Origin of the sequence: Embleya sp. NPDC050493, from assembly GCF_044458105.1 — a bacterium.
Classification (GTDB): Bacteria; Actinomycetota; Actinomycetes; order Streptomycetales; family Streptomycetaceae; genus Embleya.
On the sequence record NZ_JBITHP010000020.1, the window covers coordinates 75,183 to 93,432 of the forward strand.

The 18,250-nt window shown below is 71.3% G+C and carries 14 protein-coding genes; 10 read left to right on the top strand and 4 right to left on the bottom strand.

Translation table 11 applies throughout. The features are described 5' to 3' along the window. Positions 1-238: 238 nt before the first annotated feature. The 3 genes from ACIBM5_RS31530 to ACIBM5_RS31540 all read left to right on the top strand — a co-directional run bounded on the left by ACIBM5_RS31530 (position 239) and on the right by ACIBM5_RS31540 (position 5,001). The gene (locus ACIBM5_RS31530) at positions 239-1,936 is read left to right on the top strand and encodes a beta-propeller fold lactonase family protein (protein WP_396009977.1); all 1,698 of its coding nucleotides are present in this window, start codon (positions 239-241) and stop codon (positions 1,934-1,936) included. Positions 1,937-2,201: 265 nt separating this feature from the next. Then, complete coding sequence (locus ACIBM5_RS31535; protein WP_396009978.1) at positions 2,202-2,762, top strand: hypothetical protein; 561 nt, start codon at positions 2,202-2,204, stop codon at positions 2,760-2,762. A gap of 52 nt (positions 2,763-2,814) precedes the next feature. Continuing rightward, positions 2,815-5,001 carry an IPT/TIG domain-containing protein gene (locus ACIBM5_RS31540; protein ID WP_396009979.1) on the top strand — a complete coding sequence of 729 codons (2,187 nt, stop codon included), beginning with the start codon at positions 2,815-2,817 and terminating at the stop codon, positions 4,999-5,001. Between the two features lie 65 nt (positions 5,002-5,066). On the opposite strand, the gene ACIBM5_RS31545 is transcribed toward ACIBM5_RS31540, so the two are convergent. Continuing rightward, entirely contained in the window at positions 5,067-5,309 is a 243-nt protein-coding gene (locus ACIBM5_RS31545) for a hypothetical protein (RefSeq protein WP_396009980.1), read from the bottom strand. Between the two features lie 78 nt (positions 5,310-5,387). Here ACIBM5_RS31545 and ACIBM5_RS31550 point away from each other — a divergent pair, with 78 nt between their 5' ends. From ACIBM5_RS31550 to ACIBM5_RS31570, 5 genes are all read left to right on the top strand, one after another. Beyond that, positions 5,388-6,053 carry a hypothetical protein gene (locus ACIBM5_RS31550; RefSeq protein WP_396009981.1) on the top strand — a complete coding sequence of 222 codons (666 nt, stop codon included), beginning with the start codon at positions 5,388-5,390 and terminating at the stop codon, positions 6,051-6,053. A 95-nt stretch (positions 6,054-6,148) separates the two neighbouring features. After that, positions 6,149-6,547, top strand: coding sequence for a hypothetical protein (locus ACIBM5_RS31555; RefSeq protein WP_396009982.1), 399 nt, complete (start codon positions 6,149-6,151; stop codon positions 6,545-6,547). After that, positions 6,544-6,972, top strand: coding sequence for a hypothetical protein (locus ACIBM5_RS31560; protein ID WP_396009983.1), 429 nt, complete (start codon positions 6,544-6,546; stop codon positions 6,970-6,972). Before ACIBM5_RS31555 ends, ACIBM5_RS31560 begins: the two co-directional genes overlap by 4 nt. A 388-nt stretch (positions 6,973-7,360) precedes the next feature. Continuing rightward, complete coding sequence (locus ACIBM5_RS31565) at positions 7,361-7,732, top strand: hypothetical protein (RefSeq protein WP_396010091.1); 372 nt, start codon at positions 7,361-7,363, stop codon at positions 7,730-7,732. 134 nt (positions 7,733-7,866) lie between these two features. Beyond that, the gene (locus ACIBM5_RS31570; protein WP_396009985.1) at positions 7,867-10,740 is read left to right on the top strand and encodes a tetratricopeptide repeat protein; all 2,874 of its coding nucleotides are present in this window, start codon (positions 7,867-7,869) and stop codon (positions 10,738-10,740) included. A gap of 83 nt (positions 10,741-10,823) precedes the next feature. Here ACIBM5_RS31570 and ACIBM5_RS31575 read toward each other — a convergent pair whose 3' ends face one another. From ACIBM5_RS31575 to ACIBM5_RS31585, 3 genes are all read right to left on the bottom strand, one after another. Continuing rightward, complete coding sequence (locus tag ACIBM5_RS31575; RefSeq protein ID WP_396009987.1) at positions 10,824-11,393, bottom strand: hypothetical protein; 570 nt, start codon at positions 11,391-11,393, stop codon at positions 10,824-10,826. A gap of 901 nt (positions 11,394-12,294) precedes the next feature. Beyond that, on the bottom strand, positions 12,295-12,726 hold the full coding sequence (locus ACIBM5_RS31580) for a hypothetical protein (protein ID WP_396009988.1): 432 nt from the start codon (positions 12,724-12,726) through the stop codon (positions 12,295-12,297). A gap of 144 nt (positions 12,727-12,870) precedes the next feature. Further along, a complete protein-coding gene (locus tag ACIBM5_RS31585; protein WP_396009989.1) occupies positions 12,871-14,304 on the bottom strand; it encodes an aldehyde dehydrogenase family protein in 1,434 nt (477 codons plus the stop codon). Positions 14,305-14,894: 590 nt separating this feature from the next. Between ACIBM5_RS31585 and ACIBM5_RS31590 the strand changes: the two genes are divergently transcribed. Both ACIBM5_RS31590 and ACIBM5_RS31595 read left to right on the top strand, forming a co-directional pair. Then, the gene (locus ACIBM5_RS31590) at positions 14,895-16,955 is read left to right on the top strand and encodes an alpha-galactosidase (RefSeq protein ID WP_396009990.1); all 2,061 of its coding nucleotides are present in this window, start codon (positions 14,895-14,897) and stop codon (positions 16,953-16,955) included. Then, complete coding sequence (locus ACIBM5_RS31595; protein WP_396009991.1) at positions 16,952-18,214, top strand: MFS transporter; 1,263 nt, start codon at positions 16,952-16,954, stop codon at positions 18,212-18,214. Before ACIBM5_RS31590 ends, ACIBM5_RS31595 begins: the two co-directional genes overlap by 4 nt. Positions 18,215-18,250 lie beyond the last annotated feature (36 nt).

The window sequence follows — 18,250 nt, forward strand, 5'->3', positions numbered from 1 at the left end:
CGGGATCCGTTTCGGGTGGTTCGCCGCTATCAGGCCGTTGTAGGGGGATTTCCGGTCGTGTCGGGTGGATCGGGCGGTGGGATGAGTGGTGTTCCGGGAGGTTTGCTGCGATGCCCGGCGGGCTCTCGGTGTTCGTGTCCCGGGCGGCGTGTGGGGGGTCGTGCGCGACCGCGCCGGGTGGTCCTCGGGGGTGTCCGCTCCCGCCGCCGGGTCGCGGTACCGATGGGGGGAACCGTCGATGTCCTCGAACGCCCTGCTGTGCCCGCCGCGTTCGCGGTGGCGGCGCCGGGTCGCGGCAGCCGCCGCCTCGATCCTCACCGCCACCGGCATGGTCGCCCTGACCGCCGCGCCGGCGGCCGCGGTGACGCCGACGGTGATCGCCACAGTGCCGGTCGGCGCCGGCCCGAACTTCGTGGCCGTGTCCCCGGACGGCTCGCACGCCTACGTCACCAACGCCGGCGGGGGCGGCGGCCCGGGCGGGCCGGCCGGCACCACCGTCACCGTGGTGGACACCGCGACGAACACCGCCACGGGAGCCATCACCGTCGGCAGCGGCCCACAGGGCATCGCCGTCACCCCCGACGGATCGCGCCTGTACGTCGCCAACGGCGGCTCCGGATCCGTCAGCGTGATCGACACCGCCACCAACACGGTCACCTCCACCGTCACCGGCTTCAACGCGCCCTACGACGTGGCCGTGACCCCCGACGGCACCGAGGTCTACGTCTCCGACACCACGTTCCCCAACGGCACCGTGAAGGCGATCTCCACCGCCACCAACACCGTGACCGCGAGCATCACCCTCGGCTCCCCCTTCCAGCGCGGCCTCGCCATCGGCCCCGACGGCGCCCACGTCTACGTCGTCAGCCCCGGCGACAACAAACTGAGCGTCGTCGACACCGCCACCCACACCGCCGGCCCCACCCCGACCCTGAGCGACCAGGCGTTCGCCATCGCCGTCAGCCCGAACGGCCACACCGCCTACGTCGCCCACTCCAACGACAACTTCCTCACCGTCGTCGACCTGACCACCCTGACCATCACCGGGACCATCACCACCGCCGGCAACCCGGTCGGCCTGGCCTTCGCCCCCGACGGCGCCCACGCCTACGTCACCCTGGCAAGCGCCAACACCCTCGTCGTCGTCGACACCGCCACGAACACCGTCACCGACACCACCACCGTCGGCGACGTCCCCGTCGCGGTGGCACTCAGCCCCGACGGCACCCTGGGCTACGTCGTCAACAACACCTCCCAGACCCTCAGCGTCCTGCGCCTGGCCGCACCCGCGCCGACCGTCACCGCCGTCACCCCGAACTCCGGGACCACCGCGGGCGGCACCCCGGTGACGATCACCGGCACCGACCTGACCGGCGCCACCGCCGTCACCTTCGGCGGCACCCCCGCCACCGGCGTCTCGTGCACGGCGACCTCCTGCACCGCCACCAGCCCCGCCCACGCCGCGGGCACCGTCGATGTACGGGTCACCACCCCCGGCGGGGTCAGCGCGATCACCACCGCCGACCGGTACACCTACATCGCGCCCAACGCCGACATCGCCGTGGCCGTCACCGCCCAGCCGCACCTGGGCATCCTGGTCCCGTACCTGACCTACACCCTCACCGTCCACGACAACGGCCCCGGCGCGGTCACCTCGGCCACGATCACCGCGAGCCTTCCGCCCGGCGCCACCGCCACCAACGTGTCCGCGGGCTGCACCACCACGACCGGCAGCGTGACGTGCACCTACGGCGCCATCGCCAACGGCGCCGACAGCGCGAAATCCTTCCGCGTCCCGCTGCACCTGCTCTCCCTCGGCCACGTGTCCGTCCTCGGCGTACGCACCGCCTCGACACCCACCGACCCCAACCCGGCCAACGACACGAGCACCGCCACCTGCACCGTCGTCTCCATCCTCCTGGCCACCTGCCCCTGACCGGACCGGCCTGCCGGCCCGGACGACCCCGAGACCTCGACCGCGCCCGAGGCCGGCGTGCCCGAGTCACGACCCGGACGGGCATGGCCCGACTCCACCGGGGCGCCTGGCGAATTCACCTTGTCCGCATCCGGGCACGTCCGCGCCACGACGGCCGGGACGGCAACGACATGCGCACCAAGGGGACGACCGGATCCTTCCGGTCGTTCGCCGCTCCGCCCCGCACCGTCCGTGCCCGCACCTCCCATCACGAGGAGCCCAGTCGATGTCCGTCACCCACCGCTTCCCCGACCGGCTCCGGCTGCCGACCGTCGTCCCGCAGGCCGTGATCCTGCTGGTTCTGCTCGCGGCCGTGCTCGCCTTCGCGCCGGCCGCGCACGCCTCCTCCTCCACCACCTGCACCGGCACCAGCAGCGCCACCTACAACCCCGGCCTGACCCTCACCCCGCAGAGCGTCGCCCTGACCGAGACCGACACCCTGTCCTCCTGCACCTCCACCGACCCGACCCTCACCAGCGGCTCGTTCGGCCTCGGCGGCACCATCCCCGGCGCCGCGTGCAACGACGTCCAGGCCGGCCCCGGCACCCCGATCACCGTGACCTGGAACAACACCCACACCTCCACCGCCGCCCTGACCTACGTCCTGACCGTCACCGGCGGAATCCTGCAGACCGTCGGCACCGGCACCGTCACCTCCGGCGAATTCACCGGCGCCACCGCCGTGTTCGTCTGGGCCTACGCCCTGGTCAACCCCCTGCAGTGCCTGGCCCCCGGCGGCCTGACCTCCCACGGCGGCACCATCACCGTCCAGATCCTCGCCCCATAACCCCCGTGATCCCCGCGGCCCACGGCCGGATCGAACAGGAAAGGCAATCCCGATGACCCCGAACACCCTGCTGCACCCGCCTCGTTCGCGGTGGCGACACCGACTCGCGGCCGCCGCCGCGTCCATGCTCGCCGCGACCGGCCTGGTCGCCGCGACCGCGCCCGCCGCCAACGCGGTCCAGCCCGGCCACACCACCGCCTACGTGACCAACTTCGCCGGGCAGGCGATCTCGGTCGTCGACACCACCACCGGCGCCACCACCGCGTCCGTTTCGGTCGGCGGGTACGCCCAGGACGTGGTGGTCGACCCGGCCGGCACCACCGCCTACGCGGCGACCGCGTTCGCGAACACCGTCGCGGTCATCGACACCACCACCAACACCGTCACCGCGACGGTCCCGCTCGCCGGGATCCCCACCGCACTCGCCCTGAACAACGCGGGCACCAAGGTGTACGTCGCCGACACCTCCGCGCACGCCGTCGAGGTCGTCGACACCACCACCCACACGATCACCGCGACCGTCCCGGTCCCGGGCAACCTGCAGAACATCGCGCTGAATCCGGCGGGCACCACCGCCTACGTCACCACGTTCGCACCGAACGCCCTGGTCGCGATCGACACCGGCACCAACACGGTGACCGCGACCGTGCCGATGCCGAACACCCCGTACGGCGTCCTGGTCAACCCGGCCGGCACCGCCGTGTACGTCGCCGTCGGCGGGGGCTCGGTCATCGCCCGGGTCGACACCGCCACCAACACCGTCGCGGCCACCATCCCCGCCTCGACACCCATCAGCCTGGCGATCACCCCGAACGGGGCCACCCTGTACGCCACCAACGCCGGCGCCGGCGGCGTCCACGTCGTCGACACCGCGACCGACACCGTCACCGCGTTCGTCGGCGGCCTCGGCAGCCCCTCCGACGTCCAGGTCGACGCGAGCGGCACCACCGCCTACGTCACCGACCAGGTCAACCCCAGCGGCACCGCACCCGGCAACATCCGCGCCATCGACACCGCCACGAACGCCGTGACCACCGCGGCCACCGGCGTCACCGGCGCCCGGCAACTCTCCCTGCACACCACCCCCGCCCCCGAGATCACCGCCGTCACCCCGAACTCCGGGACCACCGCAGGCGGCACCGCCGTCACCATCACCGGCACCGACCTGACCGGCGCCACCACGATCACCTTCGGCGGCACCCCCGCCACCGGAGTCTCGTGCACGGCGACCTCGTGCACCGCCACCAGCCCGGCGCACGCCGCGGGCACCGTCGACGTGCGGGTCACCACCCCCGGCGGAACCAGCACGATCACCGCCGCCGACCAGTACACCTACGTCGATCCGTCGGCCGATGTGGCGGTCACCGTCGCCGACTCCGCCGACCCGGTCGCGCTCGGCGACACGTACACCTACACCGCCACCGTGACCAACAACGGCCCCGCGACCGCCACCGGCACAACCGCCGCGGTCACCCTGACCGGGGTCGCGCGCACCATCGCGTCCGCGTCGACGCCGCAGGGCAGTTGCTCCATCACCGCACCGACGGTCACCTGCACCGTCGGAACGCTCACCGCCTCCGCGTCGGCAACCGTGACGATCACCGTGGAACCCGCCGCGACCGGCACCCTCACCGCGACCGCGACCGTCACGGCCACCAGCCCGGACACCAACACCGCCAACGACACCGACGCCGAGAACACCACCGTCACCAACGGCCACGGCTGCACGATCACCGGCACCAGCGGCAACGACACCCTGACCGGCACCTCCGGAGCCGACGTCATCTGCGGCCTGGGCGGCAACGACACCATCAACGGCGGCAACGGCAACGACACGATCCACGCCGGCACCGGGAACGACACCGTCGACGGCGGCAACGGCGACGACACCCTCCACGGGGGCGACGGCGACGACATCATGGGCGGCGGCAACGGCGCCGACCACCTCTACGGCGAGGCCGGCAACGACCGCAACTACGGTGAAACCCTGCTGGGTTCGCTGCTGCACCTGTTCGACAACGGCGACGACCACATCTACGGCGGCCCCGGAAACGACGACCTCGACGGCCAGAACGGCAACGACACCCTCGTCGACACCTCCGGCACCGACACCATGAGCGGCAACCTCGGCAACGACACCATCAACGTCCAGGACGGCACCGGCGGCGACACCGCCAACGGCGGCCTCGGCACCGACACCTGCACCACCGACACCGGCGACACCACCATCAGCTGCTGACCCCTCGACCCCAACACGTGTGCGGGGCGGCCGGCCGAGCCGGACGCCCCGCACACCCGGTGCGCCTACGTTCCGATGCCGCGTCGGTGGATGTGCCTCGCGAGCTGATCCGCGTTCTCGCGGCTCAGGTCGCGGTAGCGGTTGGGGAAGACCGGTTTCGGCGTACCAGGTCCGAGCGGTGGAGTAACGTGCCGCAACGCCTCGAGGTCTGCGGCGAGTTGGGTGCGGATCAGGTGCGCGGCGAGGGCGGGGTGGTCGAAGTGAGCCTCACGGCCGGTCCGGTGCACGACGACCTTGAGGTCTCCCACCGAACGAACCACCGATGCGCGACCGGCGGATTCGAATCCGGTTGCGGTACTCCGGCGCAGGTACTTGGCTGTGGCGCCATGACCTCCAACCACGATCTCCTGTTCATCGACGGCTCGATTCACCTCCTGGTCCAGTGGGCGTGCGTGGACGCGGGCGAATCCCTCGAGGACGAACTGGAGCGGTTCTGCCGCGTCGTGCGCGACTCTCCGGTGGCCTGGTCCACCATGCCCCTGGGCGTCGTCTCCGCGCTCCTGGACGTCCTCGCCGACGAGATCGACTCGGCCGGATCCCCGCCGCGCCCCGCCGAGTTCGACGTCCGGCTGGCCCGGGCCGCGGGCGATTGGCCGCCCGCGGAGTTCCTGCGCTACCTGGCCGAGTACCTGCGGGACAAGGACTACGAGTCCTCTCCCCGGTTCGAGGAACTGCCGATGAGTCGTCCGGAGGCCCGGATCCGTTTCTCCCAGGCATTCCAGATCCTTCACAGGTTCGTCCGGATCTCCTCCTCGGATCCGTACCCCGACGTCGAGGACGCGGCGGGAGCCGCGGCCTCGACGGAACACCCGATCGCCTGCGGCACGGTGATGGCCTCCGCGGCAGCCGAACTGCAGCAGATTCTGCTCATGTTCCGCTCGCGAAAGGAACTGGACACCCTCCTGGGCGACTTCGGGTGGCCTCCCCTCTCCCGGCAGGACCTGCAGAGCCTGTTGGCGGCCATACACACCCACTTCGACGAGCAGCACTGACACAAGACACGCGGACGGCGGTCGTCCGGGAAGCCCCGCAAGCCACCGGGCGGCCTCGGATGAGACATCTGCAAACGTCCGGAGAACCGTCCCACTTGGGCTCGAAGACGCCCGCTTCGGGGAGTTCTTCGATCGCTGTCGAACGCAACGGCCGGACATTCCCCAAAGGCGAGGACACGCTTCAAGCGTTCCTCGCCGCCCTGTACGCCAACCACCCCGACGACCCCGAGGCCTTCGACAGCCTCCCCGATCACGTCACGCAATGCGCGATCGAGGCGAGCGGGATATCGATACCGCCCCAGTCGCCGCGTCGGCACCGCGTCGACGTCGAACCACTGAGCGACGTGACGGGCCACGTTGTCGGGGCGGACGCGGACGTCGTCCACGGCGCGGTTGAGTGGCCGGGGGCAGGTCACGGTCAGGATCCACCGCGTGGCGGCCGACGACGGAAGCAGGCTTTCGGCATGCGCAAGGCAGGCCTCGTCCGGCGGTGATCTCCTGCAGCGAAGGGCGAGCGATTCTCGGCAAAGGCCGGCGGCCGACGGTCTGCACCGCTTTCCAGTCGAATCAAACCGGCGGTCACCAGCGCGAGAACCGAAGCCCATGCCGGCCGACGCCGTCATGTCTCCCGGGCGCGCACACGCTGCTCGGCATCCCGCTGCCGACGTGCGTGATCGACTTGCGAGCGAATCAAGGTTGTCAACAACGCAGCGGGATCACCGCCCGGACCCGCCAGGCGGCGGGTGAGCGTGACCACCTGAGACGCAAGGACCGTGATCACAGACGCGACGACGTCCGCACCCGGCTCACCGGGAACCCGGGCGCCACCGCGTCCGACGTCGCCACGCACTTCGACATCGGCCAGAGCAGCGCAGCGAAAATCCTCGCCGCACTCCGCAAAGAGCCCATCGGGGCATGACGCTCGTCCCGTTGCCCGGCCGATCACGAACACGCCCGGCACGTTGGGTCAGGGCCGGGGCGCTGGGGTGTCGTGGCCGGTCGCGAGGTCGAAGTCGCCCCATTGGTTGTCGGTTCGGTGGAACCCCCGGGGTGGAACAGATCGTTCAGGGTCAGCACCCGAGGGCTCGATCCGGTATTCAGTCCCACCCGCGGCGCACGTGTCGGCCGGGTCCCGATGTCCGTCCAACTCGCTGGTGTTCTCGGTGCCAATGAACGCGCGCCCGCCGTGTGACAGTGACGGATCGTCATGCTTTGCCACGACAGGCCGATATATCTGATAGTCCTGGGAAGTGACGGCCGATTACGGTGCGTTGGGCTTGCTGATGGTGACGGACCGGGGGTGGGGCATGTCCCAGGGATGGAAGATCACGGTCGCGGTGATCGCGGGGTTGGTGATCGTTTCGACGCCGTTGTTGTGGTTGTTGGACGGTCCGGGCACGGGCCAGATCGTGGGCGCGTCCGTTCAGGCGGCCACCGGGGTGGGCGCGCTGCTGTGGGCCCTGCTCGGGCAGCAGCCCACACCTCCGGCTCCGCTTCCCGTGAACGAGGAGGTCATCGTGACCGGCAGCGCCCAAGGGACCGATGGCGGTGACGCCCACACCGGCATCAAGGGTCCCGCGGGGCCCGGTGGGGGGTCCTCGAGAGCGGAGCGCACCGGCGACGCGGTTGCCGACGGTCCCGGCAGCAGCGCCGGTACCGGCATCGACCGCCGCCCCTGACCGCGCCCGCCACCGCCGCGCACCGGGACACACCGGAGAAAGCGAGGAAGCCACCCGTGCGATGGCGCCGACGCGACCGCGCACCCGCTCCTTCCGCCACGCCCGACGACCCGCTTGTCGTCGGGCAGGAGACGGTGGTTACCGACAGTGGCGACGCCCACGCCGGCCACGGCGGGACCGCGGTGACCGGCCACCGCGGACCACCACCCCCTGAGGCCGCCGGCGCGGGAACGGTGCGCGTCGAGAAGACCGGGACCGCCACCGCATCGGCGCCGCACGCCGTGGCCATCAGCGGCAACGTCCACGTCGCCCACGTGGACGTCCACGCCGCAACCGCCCCGGAGCCGGTGCAGTGGCCGCTCCAGCCCAATCCCGTGCCCGCGCTGGCCTCCGCGTTCCAGAACCGCGCCGAGTTGCGCGAGCGGATCGACCATGCCCGGGCCGACCACGCGAGCGTGGTGCTCTCCGGCGGCGGCGGCACGGGCAAGTCCCAACTCGCCGCGGCCTACGCCCACCAAGCCCGCGCGGACGGCGTCGACCTGGTCCTGTGGGTCAACGCCGCCGACACCGAACAGGTGATCACCAGCTACGCGACCGCAGCCCGCCTGGTCGCCGCCCCGGGGGCTGCGGGCGCGGATGCAGAGGACGACGCCCGGGCGTTCGTGAACTGGCTGGCGACGACATCGCGTTCGTGGCTGGTGGTCCTCGACGACATCACCCACCCCCGAGCACTCGAACCCTGGTGGCCACCGGCCCCGTCACGGTCCGGCAGTGGGCGGGTGTCGGCGTCGACCCGCCGCCGCGAGGCCCTGCTCTCCGGCGGCGGTCGCGTCGTGATCGACGTCGACACCTACACTCAGGCCGAGGCCGAGGCGTATCTGCGCGAGCGTCTCACCCGCGCCGGAAAGGCCCACCTTCTCGACGAGGTCGCCCCGCGACTGGCCCGGGAGTTGGGCCTGTTGCCGCTGGCCCTGGCGCACGCCGCCGCGTACATGATCAACGAGGACGTGACCTGCGGGCGGTACCTGCGCCTGTTCACCGCCGGCACCGCACGCCTGGACAAGCTCCTGCCGCAGGACGCGGACACCGAACAGTACGGCCGCCCCGTGGCCGCCGCCCTCCTGCTGTCCCTGGACGCCGCGCAACTCGCCGAACCCGCCGGACTCGCCGCCCCCGCCCTCACCCTCGCCGCCTTCCTCGACCCCGCCGGGCACCCCCGCAGCCTCTGGACCCATCCCGGCGTCCTCGACCACCTCGACACCCACCGCACCCCGACCCCCGGCACCGACCACACCCGAGTCGACGCCGAAGGCGCCCACGCCGTGCTCCGACTGCTGCACCGCTACGGCCTGATCACCGACGACTCCCGCAACGACCCCCGCGCCGTACGCATCCACGCCCTCACCGCCCGCGCCATCCGCGAAGGAGCCTCGGACGCCGAACTCCCCGCCCTAGCCCGCACCGCCGCCGACGCCCTGCTCGGGATGTGGCCCGAACAGGATCACACCGACACGGACCTGGCAGCCGTCTTGCGAACCAACACCCACACCCTCGCCACACACGCCGGCGACCTCCTGTGGCACCCGATCCTGTACCGAACCGGAAAAAGCCTCCTCGATACGGGCCTGCACAGCGCTTCGACCGCGCACTGGGAACGCACCACCGCCGACGCCGAACGGTTGTTGGGCGAGGAACACCCCGACACGCTGGCGGCCCGGGCGGACCTGGCGGTCTCGTACTTGCGGGCGGGGCGGACCGGCGAGGCCATCGCCTTGCAAGAGCGGGTGCTGGCCGACAGCGAGCGGTTGTTGGGCGAGGAACACCCCGACACGCTGACGGCGAGGGCGAACCTGGCGGTCTCGTACTCGCAGGCGGGGCGGACCGGCGAGGCGATCGCCCTGTTGGAGCGGGGGTTGGCCGACAGCGAGCGGTTGTTGGGCGAGGAACACCCCGACACGCTGACGGCGAGGGCGAACCTGGCGGTTTTGTACTCGGACGCGGGACGGACCGGCGAGGCCACGGCCTTGCAGGAGCGGGTACTGGCCGACCGGGAAAGGCTGTTGGGCGAGGAACACCCCAAGACGCTGACGGCGAGGGCGAACCTGGCGGTCTCGTACTGGCAGGCGGGGCGGACCGGCGAGGCCATCGCCTTGCAAGAGCGGGTGCTGGCCGACCGGGAAAGGCTGTTGGGCGAGGAACACCCCGACACGCTGACGGCCGCGGCGAACCTGGCCGCTTCGTACTGGCAGGCAGGGCGGACCGGCGAGGCCATCGCCCTGCAGGAGCGGGGGTTGGCCGACAGCGAGCAGTTGTTGGGCGAGGAACACCCCGACACGCTGACGGAGAGGGCGAACCTGGCGGTCTCGTACTGGCAGGCGGGGCGGACCGGCGAGGCCATCGCCCTGTTGGAGCGGGTGCTGGCCGACCGGGAACGGTTGTTGGGCGAGGAACACCCCGACACGCTGAAGGCGAGGGCGAACCTGGCGGTTTCGTACTCACAGGCAGGGCGGACCGGCGAGGCCATCGCCCCGTTGGAGCGGGTGCTGGCCGACCGGGAACGGCTGTTGGGCGAGGAACACCCCGACACGCTGAAGGCGAGGGCGAACCTGGCGGTCTCGTACTCACAGGCAGGGCGGACCGGCGAGGCCATCGCCCTGCAGGAGCGGGGGTTGGCCGACAGCGAGCAGTTGTTGGGCGAGGAACACCCTGACACGCTGACGGAGAGGGCGAACCTGGCGGTCTCGTACTGGCGGGCGGGGCGGACCGGTGAGGCCATCGCCTTGCAAGAGCGGGGGTTGGCCGACCGGGAACGGCTGTTGGGCGAGGAACACCCCGACACGCTGACGGCCGCGGCGAACCTGGCCGCTTCGTACTGGCAGGCGGGGCGGACCGGTGAGGCCATCGCCCTGTTGGAGCGGGTGCTGGCCGACCGCGAGCGGTTGTTGGGCGAGGAACACCCCGACACGGTGGCTGTGGCGGATGAGTTGCGCAGGTGGACGTTGGAGTAGGAATACGCAATTACCTGCGAAGCCCTCCCCCGCGGCCCCCCACCCGGCGCTAGATCGTTCGGCACGATGACCCGAAGCGGCCGCTAGCCGTACACCGACCTGCACGTCTTCTCCTGTGGCGAACCGGCCTCCCAGACGTGCTCGCCGAAATCGCAGATGATCTTCGGGTCGATCGGTGGTGGTTGCGGGATCCTTACCCGTTCCTTCGTCTTCCCGGGCTCCCGCGAGCGCGGGGGCTCCGCGCGTTCCGGCGAGGAATCATCGCCGTGCGCCGGTCCGCGGTCCCCGGCGTCGCGACGGGCCGGCGGAGCCACGAAGTCCCGGCCGCCGTCCGAGGTTCGCCCGCCGCCGGGCGCGGTGCGCGTCGAGGCGCCACCGGCCTCCCCGCGGTCGGGATCGGGAGAGTTCGGCTCCGCCCCGGGGGAGGCCGACGCGCCGGCGTCGGGGACGGTGGGCGCCGCGGCGGTGGAATCCGGTGAGCCCGGTCCCGGTGGGAGCGGTGTCCAGGGGGCGCCGGCGGGCGGGAGGGGGACGGCGGCCGCGACGAGAGACGGGTCGAGGGCCTTGGGCCGGTCGTCGGTGCGCGCGACCTGGTGGGTGCATCCGGCCACGGCGCACAGGACCAGGACGCCGGCCAGGCGGGGGACGCGCACAACTGCCTCCTCGGGGGCCGCCGTCCGGGGGGCGTCCTGTGGTGCGTAACGCGCGGGGTGGCGCGTGGGTCACTGCCGCAGGTCGGACGGGTGGCGTGATCGCTGTCCGTTTTATTGTGATCGCGTAGCGATCGAACGATCACACTTGTTCGAGTTCCGGTGTCTTCCCCCGCGCGCGGTCGTTGCGGCTATCGACCGGCTGTGTCGGTGAGGGAGGGCGACCGCGCATGGGAACGACGACGCTGAAGCGTGGGCTGCGGGGCCCTGGTCGGGCTTCCCGCACCGACCGAGCCGGTCGCCGCGGCGGTGGGGGCGGCATCGGAGAACCGGCGGGGTGCAGGCGAGCCACACCCCGCCGGTCGACCCCGCGCCCGAACCTGTGCCGCCCGGTTCGGCGGGGATACCGTGGACGGTGGCCGAGGAGGACGACCGCCCCCGGTGGCTGCGGCGTGCCGGCCGCGGCCTGGTGTAGGGGGGTGGTCGGGCTCGCCGCAGTGACCGGAGTGCGGTCGTGAGTCGCGCCAGACCGGCCGCCCGCCCCGCCTGTCCCGGTGGCCGCACCGCAGGCGCCGACGTTCCCCGTCGACGCGGCGCAGGCCGTGGCCGCGCGGTGGGCGCGGGCCTACCCGACGTGGGACGGCGCCCGACCCCAGGACCGCGATCAGGCGTTGACGGTGGTCATGCCCGCCGGCGCGGACCCGGTCCAGGGCTGGACCCGGGCCGGCCGCCAGACGGTGGTGGACGCGGTTCCCGGTGCGGTCACGCCCACCGGACCCGATCGCGCGCGGGTGCGGGTGGACGTGCTGGTGGAAAACCCCGCCCGCCCCCGGAGCCGCCCCGCTGGGCCCGCGCTGGTTCGCCCTGGAGGTGCCGGTCCACCAGGCGGCGGGCCGGGTCGTTGTCAGCGGCCCCCGGGTCTGCTCGGACTCGCGGGTCCGGCGGCCCGTGTGCCCGCGCCGGCGGCCAGGCCGGTGGACGCGGCGCTGGGCGCGGCGACGACCGAGACCGTGCGGACGTGGGTTGGTCGCCGAGCAGTCCAGCCACAGGTCCAGCCATCGAAGGACTCGCCCGAGCCGAAGGTCACGCCGCTCCAGGTGGTGTGGCGGGGGTTGTCGAGGACGCCTGCGAGGGTGGCGGCATCGGTGTGGGGGTGGTTGTCGCGGTGGGTGTGGAGGGTGACCTCGCCGGTGCCGGTGAGGTCGACGACGGTGCGGGAGTCGTCGCCGATGCCGCCGCGCAGCGGCATGAAGACGGCCATTTCGCTGCCACGGTCGACCCAGGCGCCGTTCTCGCGTTCGAAGGCGATGGTGCGGGCGGCGCCGGCCATGCGCACGGGGACGAGCAGGCGTCCGTCGGGGGCGGTGGTGTCGGTGCCGGGGCCGCGCGTCGGCGGGCGGGTGTGCGGCGTGAAAAGGCAGTGCGGTTCGGAATTCGTGAGAAGGCAACGCGCTTCGGAACTCGTGAGAAGGCAGCGCGCTCAGAAGCCGAAGACCGCCGTGCGAACGTCCGCCATGGCCTGCAGGGTGTGCTTGCTGCCCATCCGGCCCCACCCGGTCCGCCTGCCACCGGCGCCGCCGAACGGCATGTTGGCGTCCCAGTAGCACGTGCTGTCGTTGACGATGACCTGACCGACCGCCATCTCCTCGAAGAACCGGAAGGCTGTGCCCATGTCTTTCGTGAACACGGCGCCCTGCAAGCCGAGTTCGTCGTCGTTGGCGATGCGCAGGAGGTCGTCGTCGTCGACGCCGGTGATGATCGGCACCACTGGGCCGAAGGACTCCTCGCGGGAGACCAGGCTGTCGACCGGGACGTCGTCGATCACGGTGAACTCGTAGTACAGGTCCGTCGGCATGCCCGCCCGCCGACCGCCGCCGGTGAGGACCTTGGCGCCGCGTGCGCGGGCGTCGGCCACGTGGCGGTCCATCTTGGCGGCGACACCCTCGTTGTTGAGCGGCCCGAGGTTGACGGCCGGATCGAACGGGTCGCCGAGGACGACGACCTCGGCGGCGCGCAGCACGGCCGCTACGAAGCCGTCGTGCACGTCGCGGTGGACGAGCACCCGCTCGGTCGCGCAGCAGACCTGGCCGGCGAGGAAGTGCGCGCCGTACACGGCGGCCTTCGCCGCGGCGTCGAGGTCGGCGTCCGCCAGGACGATCAGGGGACCGTTGCCGGAGCACTCCATGATGGAGCGCTTGAGGCCGGCCGCGGCCTGGATGCGCTCGCCGGTGGTCGACGATCCGATGAAGCCGATCGCGTCGATGCTCGGGTGGCGCACCAGCGCCTCGCCTATCGTGCCGTCCCCGGGCAGAACGCTGACCAGGCCGTCGGGCAGCCCGGCCGCGACGAATGCCTCCATCGCCTTGAGCACGCTGAGCGGGGTGTTGGCCGGCGGCTTGACGACCAGCGCGTTGCCCATCGCCAAGCCCGGCGCGACGAACTCCACCACCGAGTGCAGCGGGAAGTTCCACGGCGTGATGATCCCCCACGTGCCGACCGGCCGGTACGTGGTGAACATCCGCTTGTTCGCGTGCAGCGACGGCATGGTCTCGCCGTACACACGCGTCGCGTCGTCCGCCTGGAGGCGGAACAACAGCGCGGTCTCCTCCATGTCGACGAGTGCCTCGCTGAGCGGCTTGCCCTGTTCCATGACTGTCAGGTAGGCCAACTCCTCGACGCGTTTGTGGAGTTCGTCGGCGATCCGATGGCACACCGCGGCGCGTTCCCACACCGTGCTTCGCGCCCACTTCGCCTGCGCCTCGTTGGCGGCGCGCACGGCCTCGTCCAAGTCGGCGGTGGAGGGCACCGGGACGGTCCCGACGAGTTCGCCGGTGGCGGGGCTGTGCACCTCGTAGGTTCCGGGGCCCGTTCCGTCCACGAAGGCGCCGGCGATGAAGAGCTGGTGGTGGGTCATCTTTCCCTCTCGATGTGCGGGGTCGAAACATTCGTTCGCATCGCTCGGCCGGCGCTGCCGATGCTCGGCACGGCCCAGCACCGGGGAAGCGGAACACCTCCGCACACAGCCCTCGGGCGGTCGGGCGGGAGGGGGACCCGGGAAGCGGGAATGCGCGAGTGCATGTCGTTCCCTCATCTCGGGGGCAACGCGTGATCCTGGGCGGACAGTTGGCGTGCAACGAAGCGCGTGCAGCAGCAAAGCGGCCCAGGAGGGCCCGAGTTGGTGAGGTGCTCGGCTCGTGGTGACCGAGTGGACTGGCTCCCGTTATAGATGCGCGAATTCACCAATGTCAATGCCCTCTGGGTGTCGATCAAGCAGGAACCGTCCCGAATAGTTGCGCATTCGTTCGCCATACCGGCTGATTTCTGCTCTCAGATGTTCCCGAGCCTCTTCCGACGGGAGTGGTCGCGGTGTACCGCCGACGGCGCTTTCGCTGCGGATACGAGTGAGCGCGTACTCCCCACTGCCGGCGGCGGGTTGGCCTGGTGGGCCCGCGTGCCTACCATGTGGAGCGAAACATGAGTGCCACTCATATTTAGGGGTTCCGTATGATCACTCACCACCCTGCGGCCCGCCTCTGGCTGCTGAACACGCCCGGCACCTCGTACGCCTTCGTCCTGGACGCCGACGACGTCCCCCGGCACGTGTACTGGGGCCGGCCGCTGACCCTGGAGCAGGCCGTCGTGATCGCGGCCGACCTGCCCACCGAGGATCCCGGCAGCGACGACCCCGGCGGCGAGGAGTACGTGGTCGAGGGTGGCCTGCGGTTCGGGGTGCCGTCGCTGACCGTCCGCTTCGACGACGGCGTCCGCGGCTTCCAGTGGCGGTTCGTCTCGCACACGTCCGAGGACGGCCTGCTCACGCTCTCCTTCACCGACCGCGTCCGTTCCCTCGGCCTCGATCTGCACTACCGGATCCGGGACGGCCATGACCAGATCGAACGCTGGGCCGTCCTCACCGCGGACGAGCCCGTTCACGTCCTGCGCTTCGACTCCGCCGCCTGGACGCTGCCCGCCCGCGACGACTATCGGGTCAGCCATGTGGTGGGAGAGTGGGGCCGGGAGTTCCAGCTCCGGCGCGACCGGGTGCCCGTCGGCGAGATCGTGTTCACCAGCCGCCTCGGCATCACGGGACAGCACGCCGGACCCTGGCTGATGCTCGACGCGCACGACGCGGCGGAGGAGCACGGCGAGGTCTGGAGCGCGGCGCTGGCCTGGAGCGGCAGCCGCCGGATCACCCTGCGCCGCGACCCCTACGGCCGCACCTCCTGGACCGGTGGCTTCGGCCACGAGGGTTTGCTCTGGAAACTGCTCCCCGGCGAGAGCCTGGAGACCCCCGTCTTCACCGGTCTCTACGCCCCTGACGGCTTCGGCGGCACCAGCCGCCGCTGGCACGCCTACACGGAAAGGCAGGTGCTGCCCGCCCGTCCGGCCGAACGCCCGCTGATCTACAACTCGTGGGAGGCCACCGAGTTCGACATCACCGAGAAGCAGCAGAGCGAACTGGCCGAGCTCGCCGCCGGTATCGGCGTCGAGATCTTCGTGGTGGACGACGCCTGGTTCGGCGCCCGCACCAGCGACATGGCCGGGCTCGGCGACTGGTGGCCCAACCCGGACCGCTTCCCCGACGGTCTGGGTCCGCTCGCCGACCACGTCCGCGCGCTGGGCATGGGCTTCGGCCTGTGGGTCGAGCCCGAGGCGGTCAACCCCGACAGCGACCTGTTCCGTGCGCACCCCGACTGGATCCTGTGCCAGGACGGCCGACCCCGCACTCGGCGCCGTAATCAGCACGTGCTGAACTTCGCCCGCCACGACGTCCGTGAATGGGCGGTGGAATGGCTGGTGCGGACCGTTACCGAGCTGGACGTCGTCTTCCTCAAATGGGACATGAACCGGCCGTTCAGCGAGGCCGGGCAACCCGGGGCCGCCGATCCCGACCGAGTCTGGGTCGAACACACGCGCGGCGTCTACGAGGTGATGGACCGGCTGCGCGCCGCCCGTCCCGGTCTGTACCTGGAGTCGTGCGCGGGCGGCGGCGGCCGGGCCGACCTGGGTGTGCTGGCCCGCGCCGACCAGGTCTGGACGTCCGACAACACCGACGCCGCCGACCGGATCGAGATCCAGCACGGACACTGCCAGATGCTGCCCGCCCGGACCATGGGCGCCTGGGTCACCGACAACCCGAACAGCTTCACCGCCCGCTCGACCTCGATCCGGTACCGCTTCCACGTCTCGATGGCCGGGGCGATGGGCATCGGCGGCGACCTGCGCAAGTGGAGCGAGGAGGATCTGGCCTGGTCCCGAATGCTGGTCGAACAGTACAAGCGGATCCGTCCCGTCGTGCACGGCGGCGTCCAGTACCGCCTGGGGCACCATGCCGTGCAGTTCCTCACCGAGGACGAGGTCGTCGTATTCCAATTCCAGCCGTCCGCGCTGAACCGCTCGGTCGCCCGTACCAGGCTCCAGGGCCTCGATCCGGACGCCCGCTACCGGGACGAGAGCACCGGCGCCGTGCACGAAGGCGCCGTCCTGCTCGGCCACGGCCTCCCGCCGCTGCTGTCCTTCGACTGTACGAGCGAACTCGTCCACCTGCGGAGAGTGTCCCGATGACCCTCGCCCCCGGACGGCCCGAGGCCCTCGCCGAACCGACCCGCAAGGTCGGCCCCGGCTGGGTCGTCCTGTTCGTCCTGGCCAACGCCGGGATGTACGTCCCGATGCTGGTGCCGACCACGTTCCTGATGCCCGACCAGATCGCCCGGATCGACCCGGCGGGAAAGGTCGACAGCTACGCCTGGGTCAGCATGATGGGCGCGATCTCGGGAATCGCCGTCGCACCACTGGCCGGAGCCCTGTGCGACCGCACCACGGGCCGGTTCGGCCGCCGCCGACCGTGGATGGTCGTGGGCTCGCTGGCCTGCATGGCGGCGCTGGTCTTCACCGGCCTGCAAACGACGGTCGCCGGGGTCGCGTTCGGCGCTTTCATGCTGTCCTTCGGCTTCATGATCATCGGTGCCGGGCTCGCCCCCGTGGTCCCCGACCGGGTCCCGGTCGCGCAACGCGGCGTGGTGCTGGGTTGGGCCACGGTCCCGCAGGCGGGCGGCTTGATCGCGGGCGGGCTGATGCTCGGTCTCGTCGCCGGGTTTCCCGCGCAATACGCGCTGATGGCCGCGTTCCCGCTGCTGATCATGCTGTTCGCGGTCGTCATGAAGGACCCGCCGCTGCCCGGTGACCACCGTGAGCCGTTCTCGCTGCGCACCTTCCTGGACGGCTACCGGATCAGCCCGCGCGAGCATCCCGACTTCGTCTGGGCGATGAGCTCCCGGTTCGTCATGGGCCTGGGCTACGGCCTGGGCACGCTCTACATGCCGTATTTCCTGGACGACGTCCTGCACTACGAGCGACTCTTCCCCGGCCGGTCCACCGACGACGGTCTGCTCATCGTGATCGGCGTCAATTGCCTGGCCACCATTTCGACGGTCGTCATCAGCGGCTGGCTCTCCGACAAGCTGGGCAGGCGCCGGATATTGGTCTTCCTCGGCGGCCTCACGATGGCCGTCGCCGCCATCCCGCTCGCCCTGTCCCCCACCTGGGCCATGACGCTGGTCGCGGCCGTGATCCTGGGCCTGGGCTACGGCGTGTACCTGGCCGTCGACACCGCCCTGGTCACCGAAGTGCTCCCGGCCTCGGCGGATCGGGGCAAGGACATGGCCCTGGCCAACCTGATGACCTCCCTGCCGTACGTGCTGGTTCCCCCGATCGCTTCGGTCGTTCTCGGCGAACTGGGGGGCTATCGTTCGTTGTTCCTGTGCTCCGCGGCGATGTCCGCGCTGGGCGGGGCACTGGTCTGGAAGGTCCGGAGTGTGCGCTAGCCACACGCCGCGAGGGAAGGCCGGTTTGGTGCGGTC